Below are 14,812 nucleotides of genomic sequence, written 5' to 3'. Positions count from 1 at the left end.
GAGCCCCTCAACGCCCGGCCACACTCATGTAGTCAATAGTGCGCCTGGCCAGCACAACCAAACACCTGACGATCCATCAGAACGATCTTAAGATGAGCGTCACGAGCGCCATCTCAGCGTCAAGATATCGCCCGTAACGCCCACACCGCCCATAATGCGCACGAACAAAACCGCAGTTCAGGAGCCCTTAGCTGCCGGTTCAGAGATCGCGACGCACTCCACATGATGGGTCTGCCGCGGACTGTCACGGAACCGCCTGGACACCCTCTACAGCCTGGTATCTCATAGCGGGACCGTAAACTCGTCAGGCGAGGTCAGCTGTATCAGATCTGATCGACCCAGCCTATTCACGGCAGCACGAAGGTCACGCTATGCCTCGCCCGTGTCACTGCGACGTAGAACTTCGCCTGCTCATTGAGGACGTTGAAGTCGCGGGTCTTGTAGTAGGTGATCATGGGCTTCGTCGGGAAGATGAGCACCCGGTCGTAGGTGCTGCCCTTCGAGGCGCCCATGTTTATCGCCTCAAGATCGCCCGTCTTGGTACGCCGGTCCCACCGCAATACGACCGGCGAGTACTGCGCTACGTACCCCAGCACATCCGACCCTCGGATGTCGAAGATACCGTCATGCCCTGTCAGTTCCACGTTCTTCGAGATGGTTCGGGGCAGCTTCGGGTAAAGGTCGTCCGCGAAGTCGCAGATTGCCTGGTTGCAACGGTAACTCTCCACGCGGCTGTCGATGACGCAGACGTCCGTGCGCTCGTTGAACCAGTCGACGATGGCGCTTCCCCGGTACCGCCTGTTCCTCGCGGCGGTATTGGTCGCGAACGTCGCCTGTCGGGGGTCACCCACCATCGTGAGACCGACAGGCGACTTCATCAGAGCGTCCAGTAGATCGAGGTCGTACCCTGCCATATCTTGGATTTCGTCGACGTAGATGTGGTCGTACATCCCCGTAAGGCGGTCCACGACCCTGCCACCGCTTCGCTCGTTGGCCTCGTGCGCCAAGGCCGCGACCTCATTGCGGTACACGGCGCCAGCGGTATCGAGGTAGTACTGCTTCGGCTTGTCCTTGCGGGTGAACCGGGCCCGCTGCCCCAGGAAGTTAAGGCCACCCATCAGGCCGGTCTCGCCCAGAACGCAACTCTGGTAGGGGCGAGCACACTGGTTCATCAGGAAGGTGAACCAGCCCATGACCGTGACGTGACTCGGCAGGATGCCGGTGCCTTCGCTCAGCCTGTTCACGATCTGGCTGAGGTTCTCATTGGTGTAGGTCGTCACAAGGACCCGCTTCGTCGGGTCACCGAGGACCCGGTCGATAATGTGCTGGGTCTTGTGCGAGCCGGCCGCCGCGATGATGGCCTGGTTGTTAAGAGACCGCATCGATGGCCTCCGTGATGTACGACGGCATCGTGATGGTCTGGCCGCTCTCGAAGATGGCCAGCGCGCAGTGAGTCTTGTGCTTGCTCATGTAGTCGAGCAGGGCGGTGTCAGTCCTGTGGCTCTGTCCGAGGACGGCGTTCAGATCAGTGAGTCCGTTCACCTTGAACAGCTGCGGCTCTAGGGTCTTGTACGTCGCGTCCTCGCCGACGTGGACACTGATGTTGGGTTGAGCGGTATACCGGCTGTACCGCTGCTGCACATCCCGGACGTCGTTCCCGTCGTTGTCCGTAACAACAGCGACGATGTTCTGCGGCAGCAGCATCGCGATATCAAGGAACCGCTTGAAGGAGAGCCCGCGGACGTTGATGACGTCGATGCCACTCTCAGCTGGAAGCTTGCCGCCATGCGTGTCCATGTGGGCTCGCTGAATGACCAGTTCATCCGACGGGCCCTCGACGAGGATCGACCGCTTCGCTAGCACTAGACGGAGGGTGTCGTATCCCGAAAGCTTCCGGAAGTACTCCTGCGTGCCGGCCGGAAGGCGATCAAGGCGGACGCCTGCGAAGGAGGACAGCAGGACGAGCTTCTCCAGTCCGAGCTTGTTCAGCACGAAGGAGCTGTGCGTGGTGATGAAGACCTGACGGTCCTTGCACTTGTCGCTGATCTTGCGGATCAGCTTGCCCAGGTTCGGGAACGAGAGGTGGTTCTCCGGCTCTTCGACGAGCACAATATGCGCGTCATCGACCTTCTTATTGAGGGCCAACAGGATTTTGAGTGTGCCCTGCTCGCCCTTGCCGACGAACTGGTAGGGAAGATCGTCCAGATGCGGCACGATGCCACTTTCCCAGCTCGACTTCTGCGAGACGTCGATGTTCAGCGTCAGCTCGCGGTCACTGACGTCGTTCGGGGCGCCTCGCAGGTCCCCATTGATCCTTGCGATCGAAGCATCTTCTGCGAAGGTCTCCCGAAGACTCCGGTACGCCCGCGCCAGTTTCACGCGCTCGTCTGCGTCCAGATAGTCATTCAAGATGTGTCGCATGTAGTAGTCGACACCACTTTGCAGGTGGATGGTGGCAGCATCGATCAAGGAAGCGGTAGCCGGGATGCTGCGGAACCTGACCCCGTTCCCGTCAAATGAAAGCCATTCAACCTTGTAGTACTCAGTGGGGATAAGTCGAACCTTGTCAGGCCGCTTGATGAACTCCTTGTACTCCGCCTCGTAGTCCGAGTTCAAAGCGACTCGGATACGGACGCCAGGTTCATCTACCTTCAGGAGGTTGTTAGTCCCCTTGAGGCCAGCCGTCTCGGAGGACGCTTCCAGGAAGAGGTCGATGATGATTTCAGGAGGCGCAACCGGGCGCCCGACCTCCAACGCTGCGATCCACTCAGCAACGGCATCCTGGTGGAACAGATACGGTGACAGGTCCTGGTAAAGCGGGCGTCCGCGCAGCTTACCAGTCAGACCGAGCTCGATAGCATCCAGAACCGTCGACTTACCCGCGTCGTTATCCCCCACCAAGATGTTCATCTTGGGGTCGAAATCGAGAGTAAAGTCCCGGAATATTCGGTAGTTGCGAATGACAATCTTGGAAAGCATATACCCCCCTGGTACGAAACTTCCATCGCGCGAAGGCAAGTGCCGAATTAGGTCAGTGGCACCAAGCTCCCCAACGGGCCCCACTACACCCTCTCGAACAAGTGGCACGGGAGCATGGCAGGGCGTCACGTTAGATCCAGAAAGAAGGCGACTTAATCGAACAAGCTCTCTATTTATGGGTCGCCACTCCGGTGGGGATCTTCTCCGTCGCCATTTGGCTGATGGGTGACCGCAGTAGCCGTACCTGACAAAATTGACGCACCGGTAACAATAAGCGCCTGCAAATATCGGTAGAGGCGCTTCGTTGTGTGCCGGGCTACCGATTCCGAGGGGCAGGCCAGTTGTGGTCGGCTCCCACGGGCTGAGCGCGAGGGAGCAACGCGCACGCACCATGGCGGGACCGCGAGCTTGACGCATTCGCCAGGACTGCGCCTCAATTCCCAGCGGGCGGCAACCCTCCCGCGAGGACATTGCCCGGTGGAAGGCGCAGCTCGACGAGGGCGAGACCTATGCCTTGGGATCCAGCAAGAGCCAGCTCCACCGATGGAACTGCCACGCCACGGGCACAGCCACTGCTACCTGGCATGGCCCGGTCTTGCCTCCCTGTTCACCGCACAGGAGCTACGAGCGAAGAAGATTCGGAGGAAGCGCTGCGAGATGTGCGGACCTGACCCGCTGTAGGCGTCCTGCCCCCTGTGTCTCTCAGTGCGCCGTGTTTCCGCAGGGCATCCCCGATTGTCAGACCCTCCCCGTAGCTTTGTGAGTCCTACTCGTGGCGGCTGCGGGGAGCAGCAATGGACGACGACCTTCAGATCGACAGCGACGAAGACCTCTTCCGTAACCCCGTCTACTACGAACCGGCCGGCCGGAACCTCGACCTGGACCGTCCCGACCTGGGTATCCCGCAAGGCCAAGACCTGCTGAACGTGCTCCTGCGCATGCGCGGACGTGTCCCCGTCGAGAAGCGCGGGCTCATCTGCCCCGACTGCCGATGTCTCCGCGGCCGGCGCGTTCCCATGTACCTCGTCCAGCGTGACGGCGTATGGCTTGCCTCCCACTACCGGAAACCCGGGGAGAAGCCCATCAGCCACGAGTCCGACGAGCACCTCGCCCGCAAGGAACGCGTGGCGAAGGACTCCGAAGATCACGGCTTCCGCGCCGACATCGAGTCGCAGACCGCCGATGGGCACGCGCGCCTCGATGTACGCATCAATGGCGCCAACGGCATCGTCCTGGGCTACGAGCCTCAGCTGAGCGCCCAGACAGCCCGCGGAATGCGTGCACGGGAGGGGTTCCGGCGCCGCGGCGGTATTCAGTCGGTCTGGGACTTCGCCGACCCCGACCACGCAGGTATCGGCACCGTCCCTTACGTCCGCACGCCCAACCTGCCGGCCTCCGTCATTCGTGTGCAGAAGAACCCCATCGCGATCCAGGACGGCAACTTCGTCCTGGAGGAGGGCCAGTGCAGCCAAAACGGCGCGCTCACCCGGTGCCCGGAGAAGCCCTACGACCCGGAGAACCCCACCGACGCCGGGTACTGCGGGGGGTGGCACCGCGTCCTCATGCCCGCCCATCAGTCGAGCACCTTCACAGGGGAAGGCGGCCTGACCCTCACCCAGTTCATCGTGGAAGCTGCGGCCGGTGAGCGGATCCCGTTCCAGCGGGGCGGCCACCACGGTTGGCTCCCCGCACAGCAGTGGCAGCAGTACCTCGAGGCGAACGGGCCCGCCCTGGACGACAAAGAGCGCCAGCCATCCGTACGACAGGGGGACCGGCGCGACAGGTGCACCGAGGACCGTCCGGCTTCAGAGGTGCGGGCTGAACCGAAGCAGAGACGTGGCAGCCGCGCGATCGTCCTTGAGTCCCGACCGCGGGAAACCGAGGCTGCCAGGGTTCCGGTCGACGCGTCGGGTCAAGCGATCCCACTCTGCCGCTTCGGCTGCGGCCAGCCCGCAAGCCTTCCAGGGCCCGAAGGGCTGCCAGAGCACTTCTCGTGCCGCAGGAAGCATGAGGCGTGATTATCGGCCATCGCTGACCGCCCCTCGCCGCGTCACCTGGTGCCAGAGCCCCCTGCCCGGTTCGGGTGGGGGTGTCGTCTCGGCGCTCCATCAACGCTCGCCACCTCGACATGGTCTGACCTGCCCGACAAGCCACCTGACGCCCCATCAGAACGAGCGTCAAATGAGCGTCCTGAGCGTCATTTCAGCGTCAAGATATCGCCCGTAACGCCCACACCGCACATAATGCGCACGCACAAAACCGCAGGTCAGGAGCTCTTCGCGACCGGTTCAAGGATGGCAACGCACTCCACATGGTGCGTCATCGGAAAGACGTCGGCTTCCGACGGCGGGTTCGAACTTGAGCCTGCTCAGGCAGAGTCAGACTCACGCCTTGCGCTCATCCGCTCGGAGCCAGGCTTCTGCCCTGCCCTCGCAGGCAGTCACTCAACGTGCCCTTGGCAGCGCCTCCGGTGGTATGACGTCCCGTGCCGCCAGGCCCGCCACAACGTCACTTCCTGGGGAGAATCTGGGGAGTATCGACGGTCCCGGGGAGCACGTGGGGAGAATCGACCGCGTAACACAGCACGATCCCGAAAGACGCCGAAAGACTTATCCGCGCAGGTCAGGGGTGGGTAAAGCCGCATCGATGCAGGTCAGCGCCATCAGGTAGACAACTTCATGACATACGTGCCGAGATCGTCGGCTTCGACGATCCCAGGGAGCGAGCCGCCCTCGCGTATGGGCGTGATATAGCGGGCCGCTACGACCTTTTCTAGCATTTTCCCAGGCCACTCATCTTCTCAACCTTATAATCCACGGACGACTTCTCCGGGGCGTAGAGGTAGGAATCACCGGTCAACAGCGCTGGGGAGAATCTGGGGAGTTTCGGCCGGCGAGCTGGTTTCCCCGCTCCCCGAGCAGACCGTCGATGGTGCCGCGCCCCTTCCTGCCAGCTTCCGGCATAAAGTGAGCATAGTAACCGAGGGTGATCGTCGGCGAGGAGTGCCCGAGCCACCGCGCAAGGGTCACAACGGGCTCTCCGGATTCCAGAATGATCGAGGCGTAGGTGTGCCGAAGCACGTGGAAACCGTTCTTCGGGGCCGCCGCCCACTGCCAGGGTTTCGCTCCCTCGGCACGTGGCGGGATGACGCCGGCCTTGGCCAAGGCGGGCTTCCAGGTGTAGGTGTTCCATGTGTTCACCGCGACAGCGTTACCGAAGCGCGTGGTGAGCAGCAGGGAGAACTTCTTCCTCTCCCCCTCTGGCTTCCCCCAGGGCAGCTCCACCTCTACCGGCGGGAACGCTTCGATGTGACGCTTCAGTTCCTCGGCTACCGAGGGGGCAGATCCACCGTGCGGATCTTCTTCCCCTTCGGCAGGGCGAAGTACAGCCTTCCGCCAATCGCCTGCACTTGGCGCCGAACGTGAAGCATGCCGCGTTCATAGTCGATGTCCTCCGGACTCAGCCCGAACACCTCGCCCTGGCGGAGTCCACATCCCAGGCCGACTACGACGGCGATCCCGTTCCGCTCGTTGATGGCATCGCGGACTCGCAGTGCCGTGCCCGTCGACCACGCGTCGCGCCGCTCCCGTGGGGACTTGGGCCACCGCACAGATTTCGCGTGCATAGGATTGCGCGCGAGGCGCTTGTCGTCGACGGCCGCTTCCAGGATGGAGGACAGCTCGGACAGGATGCCGCGCTGGTAGTCGACTGACGAGACTGTCGACTCCAACTTGGTGATGAACGCCCGCAGATCCGATGCGGCGATGTTCCTGAGCGGGAGCTGGCCCAAGTGCGGGACGATATGAAGACGCTTTCTACGCTCCTGACTGTCCTGGGTTTTCGGAGCACCTCCTCGCCCTGGCGCCCAGTGCGTCGCGATGTAGTCGGCCAGCGTGATGGACCGTCGCGCGGGTCTACGAACTCGCCTCGCTCCTCGTCCGTAGCTGCCCGGCGCAGCCACGCCTTGGCGTCCTCCAGCACATCAAAGGATCGGTCTCGCACCCCAGGTATGCCGGCGACCTTGTACCGCTTGCCCTTACCGTCGACCACGAGGGCCCATGCGGAAGCTCGGCGGCCCCTGCCGTCGATGCCGCCAGACATAAAGTGTGTGCGGCGATATGCCGAGGTACGCGGCGGCATCCCTTACGTTGAGAAAGCAGGCGCGTACAGCGCTGGCAGAGTCAGGCACAGCCGAGGGGGAGAGCAGCGATCGTGTAGGCATAGAGCGCTTCCTGTGAGGGACGAAAGAGAACGGGCCCTTTTGGGAAGCCCGCGTCCACTACGACTCCACCGCCAAGCACAGTCGGATGCGAACACCTGAATGGTCCCGACGATCACCGGTTTGGCTACCGGCGGTCGTCGGCTATGTTGCGCGCGGCGTCGCAAGGAACGGCGCCCTCCACGCCGGGCCTGTCAGGGCGCCAGGCGATACGAGCACTCGGCCGGTGCCATCCCTTCTGCAACGAGCACCAACAGGCCGTCCTCCGTGAGACGACCAAGATTCCGGGCGACGACTCGCTCGGACACTCAAGCCGAACGCTAACTTCTACTATGAAAAGACATTCCCGTACTCGGGTATAGGTTCATCATCGGCAAACAATGGAGGTGGTCCCTCTAGTCAGGCGACCTTGGTCATCAGCAAGTATGGCGACGTGATAACGATGTACCCTATTTAGGGGATGATGGAGGGTGTCGCATGGGTCTAGGGATCCGCGTTAAGAATCTGAGGAGAGACGAGATTCTTTCCTTCACAGACTCTCCCGATGATTCTTTCAGGGAAATGTGTAATAGTGCTCCCTGGGAAAGTTTGCGCCGTGGGGTGGCGCAGTACGGGGAAACGCTATTCAATAGCCTTCAACTGCGCCGCCTTGTTGAAGAACTTGAATCACTACCGAAGGGGGAAGCCACCCCGGTAGTTCATGAAGTGATTGATGCCGCAAGACCCGCAATCCGTCACAGCGGGTACCTGCATTTTATCGGTGACTGAAGCTGAAATCCGATTCATGCCGCTTGCGTGAACCTTCGCACGAACGGCGTGACCTGTTCTGCTTTACGATCCCGACGCGCCCGCTTGCCATGTCGTCGAGGGCACTGGATATATCCAGCACCAAGAGGGGGGTATCGAGGTGCACGCACTGGATACCGAAGCCTCGTCGTGGCAAGTCGACACACCGCTAGCCTCGCCGTTTCGGTTGGGCTGAGGCGGCGTCGCTGATCGTCAACTGTTGGGTGGCCGACGTGATTTCGGTGCTTGGGCAGGTCGGAGTCCCGGTGCGGTGGTCGGGTTCTCTAGTGCCGAGCAGTTCATACCACGCCTGAAGGCCCCATCGCCTCGCTGAGTAACAACCTTCTCTACGAGTTCAAGGCGGCTCGCTCCGCTCCCGCGCGCGGCCCAGCCCTCGCCCCGGGCCTGCCGCTCCTGTCTCCGCCCCGCTCCAGCCCGGCCGACACCCGTGCCGCTCAGTTTGACGATCGACCGCCTCGCCTCAGAGATGACGCCTCCGGCAGGGGCGCTCAGACTCCGGGATGGACGGGGCACCGTTCGCGAGTATCAGCCGGAGCGTGGCGGGAGCCAGGGTGAGTGGTGGGTTGAGGGGGGTGCGATACGAAGCCCCGGGCTACGAGCCCCCAAACCATCCGCTCCCTCGCACGGGTTTCCAAAGCGGCACTGCGAACAGAGGCCAGACATATCCATTTCACGAAGATTTCCCCAATCCGCCCACCATCGCGGTAACAAGAGATCCCTAACGTAACCAGGGGCGGCATTTAGCCGATCACTTCTGTACTGGCTTAGCTCTGTCCAAAGCCCTGTGCAGTGCGCTCGCAACGGACAGCCACTCGGTTATTTCGTTCTGGTTGAAGTTTGGATCCGACGGACGATGCGCGCGAGGATTTCGGGCCGCGCGGTATAGCGCCATGCCGAGGTACATGTAACCTTCCTGCTCACTCACATCGGACTTGGTTACACCTTCATTGATCGCAATGATTCGCCGACTACCGAGCGCGGTGCTCACCAGCGAAGCGCCGTCGTCATCCAAGCCACTGAGTTGGCGTATCCGAGCGCCCACGCTCTTGCATGCCTCTTCGACTGCCTCATCACCGTGACCACTGGCCAGCCGCGCTAGGGCACTGGCCCGGATCGCAGGATGCAAATGCTGTAGCTGAGCCTCAATTTCGGACCCTCCACCTGAATTCATCCTTGCCAGTTCAGGATAGCTGATCGCCTGAAGGATGAACGCTTGAATGCTCCGCACGAGTTCTTCACACGTTCGCTTTACGGGCCCAGATGCGTAGACCCAGGAGGTCTCTCGCTGGCTCTTGGAGAGAGTCACGGAGACGTACATGTCGGAATCGTCGCCATCACGCTCGGCACGACTGATGCCTACCTCAGTGACATCTCTATGATCGTCACCCAAGCCAATCTTGGCATCAATCAATGAGGTGTAGCTCCCGTACAAATCCCGCTTGCCTTTGACGGTGATGTCGGTCTCCGCGTCAGGCCATTGGTCGGTCACCCTCTCCACTTCTTTGATGATCTCTTCAATCAGTACCCAATTCTGGTGGTGCCCATGGGGCACCAATGCGTTAGCGGAGAAGTCTCTCCTTGCCACCCGCGTGACCTCCATTCGGTGTGAGTTAGATGTGACCACCCAACCCCTGAAGCATAGTCAGGAACCGCTCCTGGGGAGCGGCTGATCAGCAGGACCGATCACCGTACGCAGCAGGGCGGGCGCTTGAGAGGATGTACCGCAGCGGGGTACATCAACCAGACCGCGACGGTGTTGCGCTGCCTGTATGCCTCCCGGTCGAAGGTCGGTGGCCGGCCGCCCTGGCTGCCCCGTCGCAGCCGGTGTCCGCGCTGGTCAGCGGGGACGGGGATCACTGCCCGGATGCCGCGCTTGCGCAGGTGCTCGCGGATCGCGCGGGAAGAGTACGCCTTGTCCGCCAGGACCACGTCCGGTCTGGTGCGTGGCCGTCCTCGGCGGCGGGGAACCCGCAGGCGGGCCATGACATCGGTGAAGGCAGGTGCGTCGCCGGCCTGGCCTGCGGTCAGGACGAACGCCAGAGGCCGGCAGCGGTCGTCGGCAGCAAGGTGGATCTTTGTGGTCAGTCCGCCCCGGGACCGGCCGATGGCATGGTCGTCCGGTTCGCCGGCCGGGGCCCCTTTTTGCGGGCCCCGGCCGCGTGCTGGTGAGCCCGCACGATCGTGGAGTCCACCGAGACCGCCCAGTCGAGGTCTTCCTCCGCGTCGGCCTGGGCCATCAGCGCGGTGAATACCCGCTCCCAGGTCCCGTCGACGGCCCACATCCGCAGCCGGTTGTAGACCCCCCGCCAGTTGCCGTACTTCTCCGGCAGATGGACCCACTGGGTACCGGTCTGGAACTTGTGGGCGATCGCATCGATCACCTCACGATGGTCCCGCCAGCGGCCACCCCGCTTCGGCATCCGGTCCGGGAGTAAGGGCTCAATCCGCGCCCACTGCGCATCAGTCAACGGCACACCCGGACCAACGACCCACTGATCCAAACGAAACTGCCTAGGAGAACCGCGCACTTGAGCGGTAGCCGCTGGACAGATGCTCGACTGCGCCGAGGAAGTCGCGGAAGGCCCGGTCGGTGCGGGTGGTGTCGCCGGTGGCGTCGAGGTCCATGAGGAGACCACGGATGACAGCGAGAACGAGCGTCGCGAGATCCGGCCGACCGATGCTGCGTAGGCCGTCCTCAAGCGGCCCGAGCCAGTCGGTCGTCGCGGTGCGCCGGAAGTTGGGCCACAACTGCTGCTCCGCGCTCTCGCGCAGCTGACCGAACATCCGCAGGTACGGCTGCCCGTCCGGGCCGGTGATGGAGGTCCAGGCGCGGTTCAGGGTGGCCGTGTACGGCTCGTCGGGTCGCACCCGCAGGAGGTCGCCGAATGTGTCGAGCTGACGTTGCCGCGCGTGCCCGAGGACGGCCCGCAGCAGCACGTCGCGGGTGCCGAAGTGATAAATCAGCATGCGGGCTGAGGTGCCGGTGGCGGTGGCCAGCGGCTCGAGCCGGTCGGGGAGGCCGTGCGCGAGGGCGTGATCAGCGCAGGCATCGAGCAGCCTCTCCTTGATGTGCGGTTGCGGTCGTCTACCCACCGCCCTACTTTTTCACGTAACGGCTACTACGTCTATCGTCGGCAGGGGGGCAGTCAGGGCAGACGTGGAGGTAGCGATGAGGGTCGTGTTCGTGCATGGGGCGTGCGTGCGGGACGGGTCGTGGTGGTGGCACCGCACCGCCGAGCTGCTGCAGGAGCGAGGGGTGCCGAGCGTGGCCCCGGCGCTGCCGAGCTGTGGCGAGGCGGGCCTGCCCGGCGGCGTCGGCGGTCCGGGGCTGCCCGAGGATGTTGCCGCGGTGCGGCAGGTGCTGCAGGACAGCGACGAGCCGACCATCGTGGTCGCCCACAGCTACGGCGGCATCATCACCGCGGAAGCCGCCGCGGGAATCGGGTCAGTACGCCACCTGCTGCTGGTCTCCAGCTACCTGCCCGAGGTCGGGCAGAGTCTGTCGGAGTTCGGGGACGGCAGCCCCGCCCCGTTTCTCGACGTCGACCCCGACGCCGGCACATTCGGGGTCCGCCCCGAGCTGCTCGTGGATACATTCCTGCAGGACTGCGACCCCGAGGTCCAGGCGCAGGCGGCGGACCACCTCGCCCGGCAGAGCGTGCAGGTGACCGGGCAGCCGGTCGGGGCGGCCGCATGGCAGCAGTTGCCCTCGACGTACCTCATCTGCGCCCAGGACCGGGGCACCCCGCCGCGGCTGCAGCGCGAGTTCGCCCGCCGGGCCGGCAGCGTCGTCGAACTCGACGCCGGCCACCACCCGTTCCTGTCCCAGCCCGCCGCGGTCCGGGACCTGCTGCTGAGCCTGTGACGGCAGCCGCGGACGAGCCGGGCCGGCGATCCGAAGGCCGGAGACCGTCGTGAGTGCCGAGGAAGAACTGCTGTCGAGGGCCTACCTGGCCTACAACGGGCAGGACGTCGACGGCCTGCTACTCAACCGTATCCGCCCGATTTTCGGCGAGTGCTACGGAGACCCCGAGAGGCCCGCGAGTTCGCGAAAACTGAAGGGTTCTCGGCGGGAACCCGAGGGTCTGTCGCCGTGCCTCGCGACGTCGGATCCGTGGGTTCGTGGTGAAGTCGCGGGGCCAGCGCGACGGCGGCGGGTGGACATAGCCAGGTTGGTCCCCGCAGTCACGACTGGTCGGGGTGGCTGAGACGCACCGTCTCTCCGCCGAATGGTAGGTGCGTGACTCGGCTGGTGAGGAGTCAGGTGTCCTCGACCTTCCGGAATGTGTCTTCGTAGTGGCCCACGTTCGCAGGGAGCCTCGGGGGCACCATGCCATCGGTATAGCCGTCGACCCGGTAAGTGGCGAAGTAAGAGGTGGCGGTGGCCGTCGACGCAGAATTCACCGTGACCAAGATGTTCGTAGACATGCGGCGTGACAGCCGGTCCTTGGGTCGCGAACCGAAGTAGCTGCGGAGCTCCTCACGGCCCTCCACTCTGCGGTCGCCGTGAGGCCACTCCCCCACCCCGTCAGAGGTGAAGAGGTCCGCGACACTGCTCGGATCTCCCAGGTCAAGGCGGCGCACGAACTCGACGATCAGACGCTCGCAGGCTCGCTCGGCGAAGAGACGTTCCATCGGGTCAAGGGCTTCAGTCGACATCATCAATTGCTACCAGCCCCCTATGGGGCATCGCGATGGCTTTTTTGCCTGCCGATTCCCCCAGTCCGTGAACACGACGCCATCTTCGACGTGTCACGAAAGTCAGAGCCGCTCTCGACGGGTCGCTCCAGGAGTCGGCGGGCAGAGTCCGCGTAGCGCATCGCGGTCTTCTCGTCGAGCCCGAAGACCTCGGCGAGGTGGAGCGGATCAGGGCCATGGACGAGGGCTTCTTCGAGCTGCCGGTCGACGCGGAACTGTTCCAGGGAGGCGGCCTGGCCCCGAAGCGGTGCAGTGAGGGAGACCTGGCTGATGGAGCCTGTTCCCAGGGCGGTGATCTTGTTGATCAGCAGGTGCGGGTTGGCGGTGTCGGGCCAGCGGCGGCGCCGGAAGTCCAGCCACTCGCGGGCGACTTGCAGCGTCAGCTCATCCAGGGGACGGACTCGGCCGTCGACCGTCAGCTTCCGGTTGCCGATGTCGAGGTCGTCGAGTTGAAGGCGGCGGATCGCGCCGGACCGGGCCGCGTGGACCGCGGCGAGGGCGAGGACCAGGCGGTCCGCCGGTTGGGTGACCGCGGCGACCGAGTTCTCGATGTGCTCGGGCTCCAGGGGCTGGATGATGCCGTGCTCGCGCTGGCCGACGCGGATGCGGCTGGTCGGGTTCTTGAAGATGGTGCCGTTCTTCTTCGCGCGGCTGAACAACGACCGCAGCACGATGAGCGTGTGCTGCCGCTGGCCGCCGTGGAGAGCGTCGAGTTGGGCGAGAACGTCGTCGCGGGTCACTTCGCGCAGATGGTCGTAGCGGCTTGACCAGTCGATCAGCACCGGCCGGATGCGGTTGAGGTAGTTCCAGACGGTGGCCTCGTCGCGGGGCTGGGACCGGGGGCCGCCGTCGTGCAGGAGCCGGGCCCAGTGCTCGACATCGTGGCGGATGCCGGGGGCGATGCCGTCGAGCTTGCGCTCTAGCCACGTCTCGAACGACGGCGTCCGGTCGTCGAGGAACACGCCAATCCGGTCGAGGACCTCGATGGTCAGCTAAATGTTCAGCCGACGGGGCCGCAGGGCCGGGTGGAGTTCGGAATAGCGCACGACGTCCTCGCCGACATGCCGGGACATCAAGGTGATCAGGGCCTTGTCCACGCCGAGACGGGTCTTGCGAGGCCAGCCGCGGGCCTCGCCGAGGCGGTGGGCGCTATGACGGGCCCAAGCCAGCCACGGGTTGTCCGGGCCCTCGTACTGGTCAGGGTTGACGCGGGTGAGGTCGCGACAGGCCGGGAACAGGGCGGGCTGGAGCCAGCCACCGGGCGGTGATGCCGGAGGCGGGGCGGGAGTGCGGGGTCGTCCGCGGTGCTCGTATTGGGGCTGCCGCGGCCGCGGGACTCGTTCCCACAACGGCGCCATATGAGCGAAGAACAGCTGGTGATAGCGCAGTTTGGGCAGCAGCGACTCCGCCTTGGCGCCGGTGGTCGCCGCGTCCGTACGCGCTTGGTGCCAGCACAGGCGGCAGTACCCCTTCCGCAGCGGGCCGTGTTGGCCGCAGCCGACGCACGGCGCGTGCGGGCCGCGCTCCCCGCCCTGGTCAAAGCCGTCGAGCGCCAGCTCAAGGACGCCCAGACCTGTCTCGCAACCGGGCGGGAGACCCCGGCCGGAGCCCCGTTCACCACTCCGGCGGGCGAGACCCTCCTCCGCCGCGCCGGGGTCTCCTCCCGCGTCTACGCCGACGACCCCGCCACCGGCCGGCGCCGGGACCTGACCGTGGAAGAGGAACGCGCCTTCTGGGCCTGGGCCATCGTCGAAGTCCTTCGCCACACCGGCATGCGCATCGAGGAAGCACTCGAACTCACCCACCACAGCTTCGTCGCCTACCAGCTGCCCACCACCGGCGAGATCGTGCCCATGCTCCAGGTCGCCCCGTCCAAGCTCGACCAGGAGCGGCTGCTGCTGGTCTCCCCAGAACTCGGCGAGGTGCTCACCGCGATCAACCATCGCGTCCGGCGCGGGCAGCAGGCCATGCCCCTGGTCTCCGCCTACGACAGTCTGGAACGACTCTGGAGTGCACTGAGGTTCCCCCGAGATGCGGAGGGAGCTGACAGAGGGTCAGATGGGACTCATGAGAGGACCTACGACCATGGCTGCCCCAAGGAAATACTCG

The 14,812-nt window shown here is 64.2% G+C and carries 11 protein-coding genes and 3 pseudogenes; 4 read left to right on the top strand and 10 right to left on the bottom strand.

The window, feature by feature from the left end; genetic code table 11:
- Positions 1 to 347 precede the first annotated feature (347 nt).
- Together ACFWWQ_RS25885 and ACFWWQ_RS25880 are read right to left on the bottom strand one after the other, a co-directional pair.
- A complete protein-coding gene (locus ACFWWQ_RS25885; RefSeq protein WP_384600671.1) occupies positions 348 to 1,382 on the bottom strand; it encodes a UvrD-helicase domain-containing protein in 1,035 nt (344 codons plus the stop codon).
- On the bottom strand, positions 1,369 to 2,979 hold the full coding sequence (locus ACFWWQ_RS25880; protein ID WP_384600667.1) for an ATP-dependent endonuclease: 1,611 nt from the start codon (positions 2,977 to 2,979) through the stop codon (positions 1,369 to 1,371). The genes ACFWWQ_RS25885 and ACFWWQ_RS25880 overlap by 14 nt, the downstream gene beginning before the upstream one ends.
- Positions 2,980 to 3,773: 794 nt before the next feature.
- Here ACFWWQ_RS25880 and ACFWWQ_RS25875 point away from each other — a divergent pair.
- Positions 3,774 to 4,997 (top strand): hypothetical protein, encoded by a 1,224-nt coding sequence (locus ACFWWQ_RS25875; RefSeq protein ID WP_384600664.1) that lies wholly within the window; start codon positions 3,774 to 3,776, stop codon positions 4,995 to 4,997.
- 837 nt (positions 4,998 to 5,834) lie between these two features.
- Here ACFWWQ_RS25875 and ACFWWQ_RS25870 read toward each other — a convergent pair.
- The 3 genes from ACFWWQ_RS25870 to ACFWWQ_RS25860 form a co-directional block, all read right to left on the bottom strand.
- Positions 5,835 to 6,263, bottom strand: coding sequence for a tyrosine-type recombinase/integrase (locus ACFWWQ_RS25870; protein ID WP_384600661.1), 429 nt, complete (start codon positions 6,261 to 6,263; stop codon positions 5,835 to 5,837).
- 44 nt (positions 6,264 to 6,307) lie between these two features.
- Positions 6,308 to 6,769 (bottom strand): tyrosine-type recombinase/integrase, encoded by a 462-nt coding sequence (locus ACFWWQ_RS25865; protein ID WP_384600659.1) that lies wholly within the window; start codon positions 6,767 to 6,769, stop codon positions 6,308 to 6,310.
- 246 nt (positions 6,770 to 7,015) lie between these two features.
- Complete coding sequence (locus ACFWWQ_RS25860) at positions 7,016 to 7,201, bottom strand: helix-turn-helix transcriptional regulator (RefSeq protein WP_384600656.1); 186 nt, start codon at positions 7,199 to 7,201, stop codon at positions 7,016 to 7,018.
- Between the two features lie 474 nt (positions 7,202 to 7,675).
- On the opposite strand from ACFWWQ_RS25860, the gene ACFWWQ_RS25855 reads away from it, so the two are divergent.
- Positions 7,676 to 7,966, top strand: coding sequence for a hypothetical protein (locus tag ACFWWQ_RS25855; protein WP_384600653.1), 291 nt, complete (start codon positions 7,676 to 7,678; stop codon positions 7,964 to 7,966).
- A 787-nt stretch (positions 7,967 to 8,753) separates the two neighbouring features.
- Here the strand turns inward: ACFWWQ_RS25855 and ACFWWQ_RS25850 are convergent.
- From ACFWWQ_RS25850 to ACFWWQ_RS25840, 3 genes and pseudogenes are all read right to left on the bottom strand, one after another.
- On the bottom strand, positions 8,754 to 9,605 hold the full coding sequence (locus ACFWWQ_RS25850) for a TIGR02391 family protein (RefSeq protein ID WP_384600650.1): 852 nt from the start codon (positions 9,603 to 9,605) through the stop codon (positions 8,754 to 8,756).
- Between the two features lie 149 nt (positions 9,606 to 9,754).
- Positions 9,755 to 10,425 (bottom strand): annotated as a pseudogene (locus ACFWWQ_RS25845) (IS5 family transposase); the annotation flags it as partial.
- A gap of 91 nt (positions 10,426 to 10,516) precedes the next feature.
- Positions 10,517 to 11,098, bottom strand: a complete 582-nt coding sequence (locus ACFWWQ_RS25840) for a TetR/AcrR family transcriptional regulator (RefSeq protein WP_384600648.1) — start codon at positions 11,096 to 11,098, stop codon at positions 10,517 to 10,519.
- 76 nt (positions 11,099 to 11,174) lie between these two features.
- On the opposite strand from ACFWWQ_RS25840, the gene ACFWWQ_RS25835 reads away from it, so the two are divergent.
- Entirely contained in the window at positions 11,175 to 11,870 is a 696-nt protein-coding gene (locus ACFWWQ_RS25835; protein ID WP_384600645.1) for an alpha/beta hydrolase, read from the top strand.
- 320 nt (positions 11,871 to 12,190) lie between these two features.
- Here the strand turns inward: ACFWWQ_RS25835 and ACFWWQ_RS25830 are convergent.
- Positions 12,191 to 12,664: pseudogene (locus ACFWWQ_RS25830) on the bottom strand (nuclear transport factor 2 family protein).
- A 20-nt stretch (positions 12,665 to 12,684) separates the two neighbouring features.
- Positions 12,685 to 13,665, bottom strand: a complete 981-nt coding sequence (locus ACFWWQ_RS25825; protein ID WP_384600642.1) for a hypothetical protein — start codon at positions 13,663 to 13,665, stop codon at positions 12,685 to 12,687.
- Between the two features lie 549 nt (positions 13,666 to 14,214).
- Here ACFWWQ_RS25825 and ACFWWQ_RS25820 point away from each other — a divergent pair.
- A pseudogene (locus ACFWWQ_RS25820) lies at positions 14,215 to 14,812 on the top strand (hypothetical protein); the annotation flags it as partial.

This window comes from Streptomyces sp. NPDC059080, assembly GCF_042739975.1.
GTDB classification, from domain to species: domain Bacteria; phylum Actinomycetota; class Actinomycetes; order Streptomycetales; family Streptomycetaceae; genus Streptomyces; species Streptomyces benahoarensis.
Note: the sequence above shows the minus strand (reverse complement) of the source record. Positions and strands in the feature narration are given on the sequence as shown.

What these genes read in the sequence shown, in the direction of transcription:
- ACFWWQ_RS25835 (WP_384600645.1), top strand. Translation starts at nt 11,175, where the DNA reads ATGAGGGTCGTGTTCGTGCATGGGGCGTGCGTGCGGGACGGGTCGTGG.
- ACFWWQ_RS25850 (WP_384600650.1), bottom strand. Translation starts at nt 9,605, where the DNA reads ATGGAGGTCACGCGGGTGGCAAGGAGAGACTTCTCCGCTAACGCATTG.
- ACFWWQ_RS25855 (WP_384600653.1), top strand. Translation starts at nt 7,676, where the DNA reads ATGGGTCTAGGGATCCGCGTTAAGAATCTGAGGAGAGACGAGATTCTT.
- ACFWWQ_RS25875 (WP_384600664.1), top strand. Translation starts at nt 3,774, where the DNA reads ATGGACGACGACCTTCAGATCGACAGCGACGAAGACCTCTTCCGTAAC.
- ACFWWQ_RS25880 (WP_384600667.1), bottom strand. Translation starts at nt 2,979, where the DNA reads ATGCTTTCCAAGATTGTCATTCGCAACTACCGAATATTCCGGGACTTT.
- ACFWWQ_RS25885 (WP_384600671.1), bottom strand. Translation starts at nt 1,382, where the DNA reads ATGCGGTCTCTTAACAACCAGGCCATCATCGCGGCGGCCGGCTCGCAC.
- ACFWWQ_RS25860 (WP_384600656.1), bottom strand. Translation starts at nt 7,201, where the DNA reads ATGCCTACACGATCGCTGCTCTCCCCCTCGGCTGTGCCTGACTCTGCC.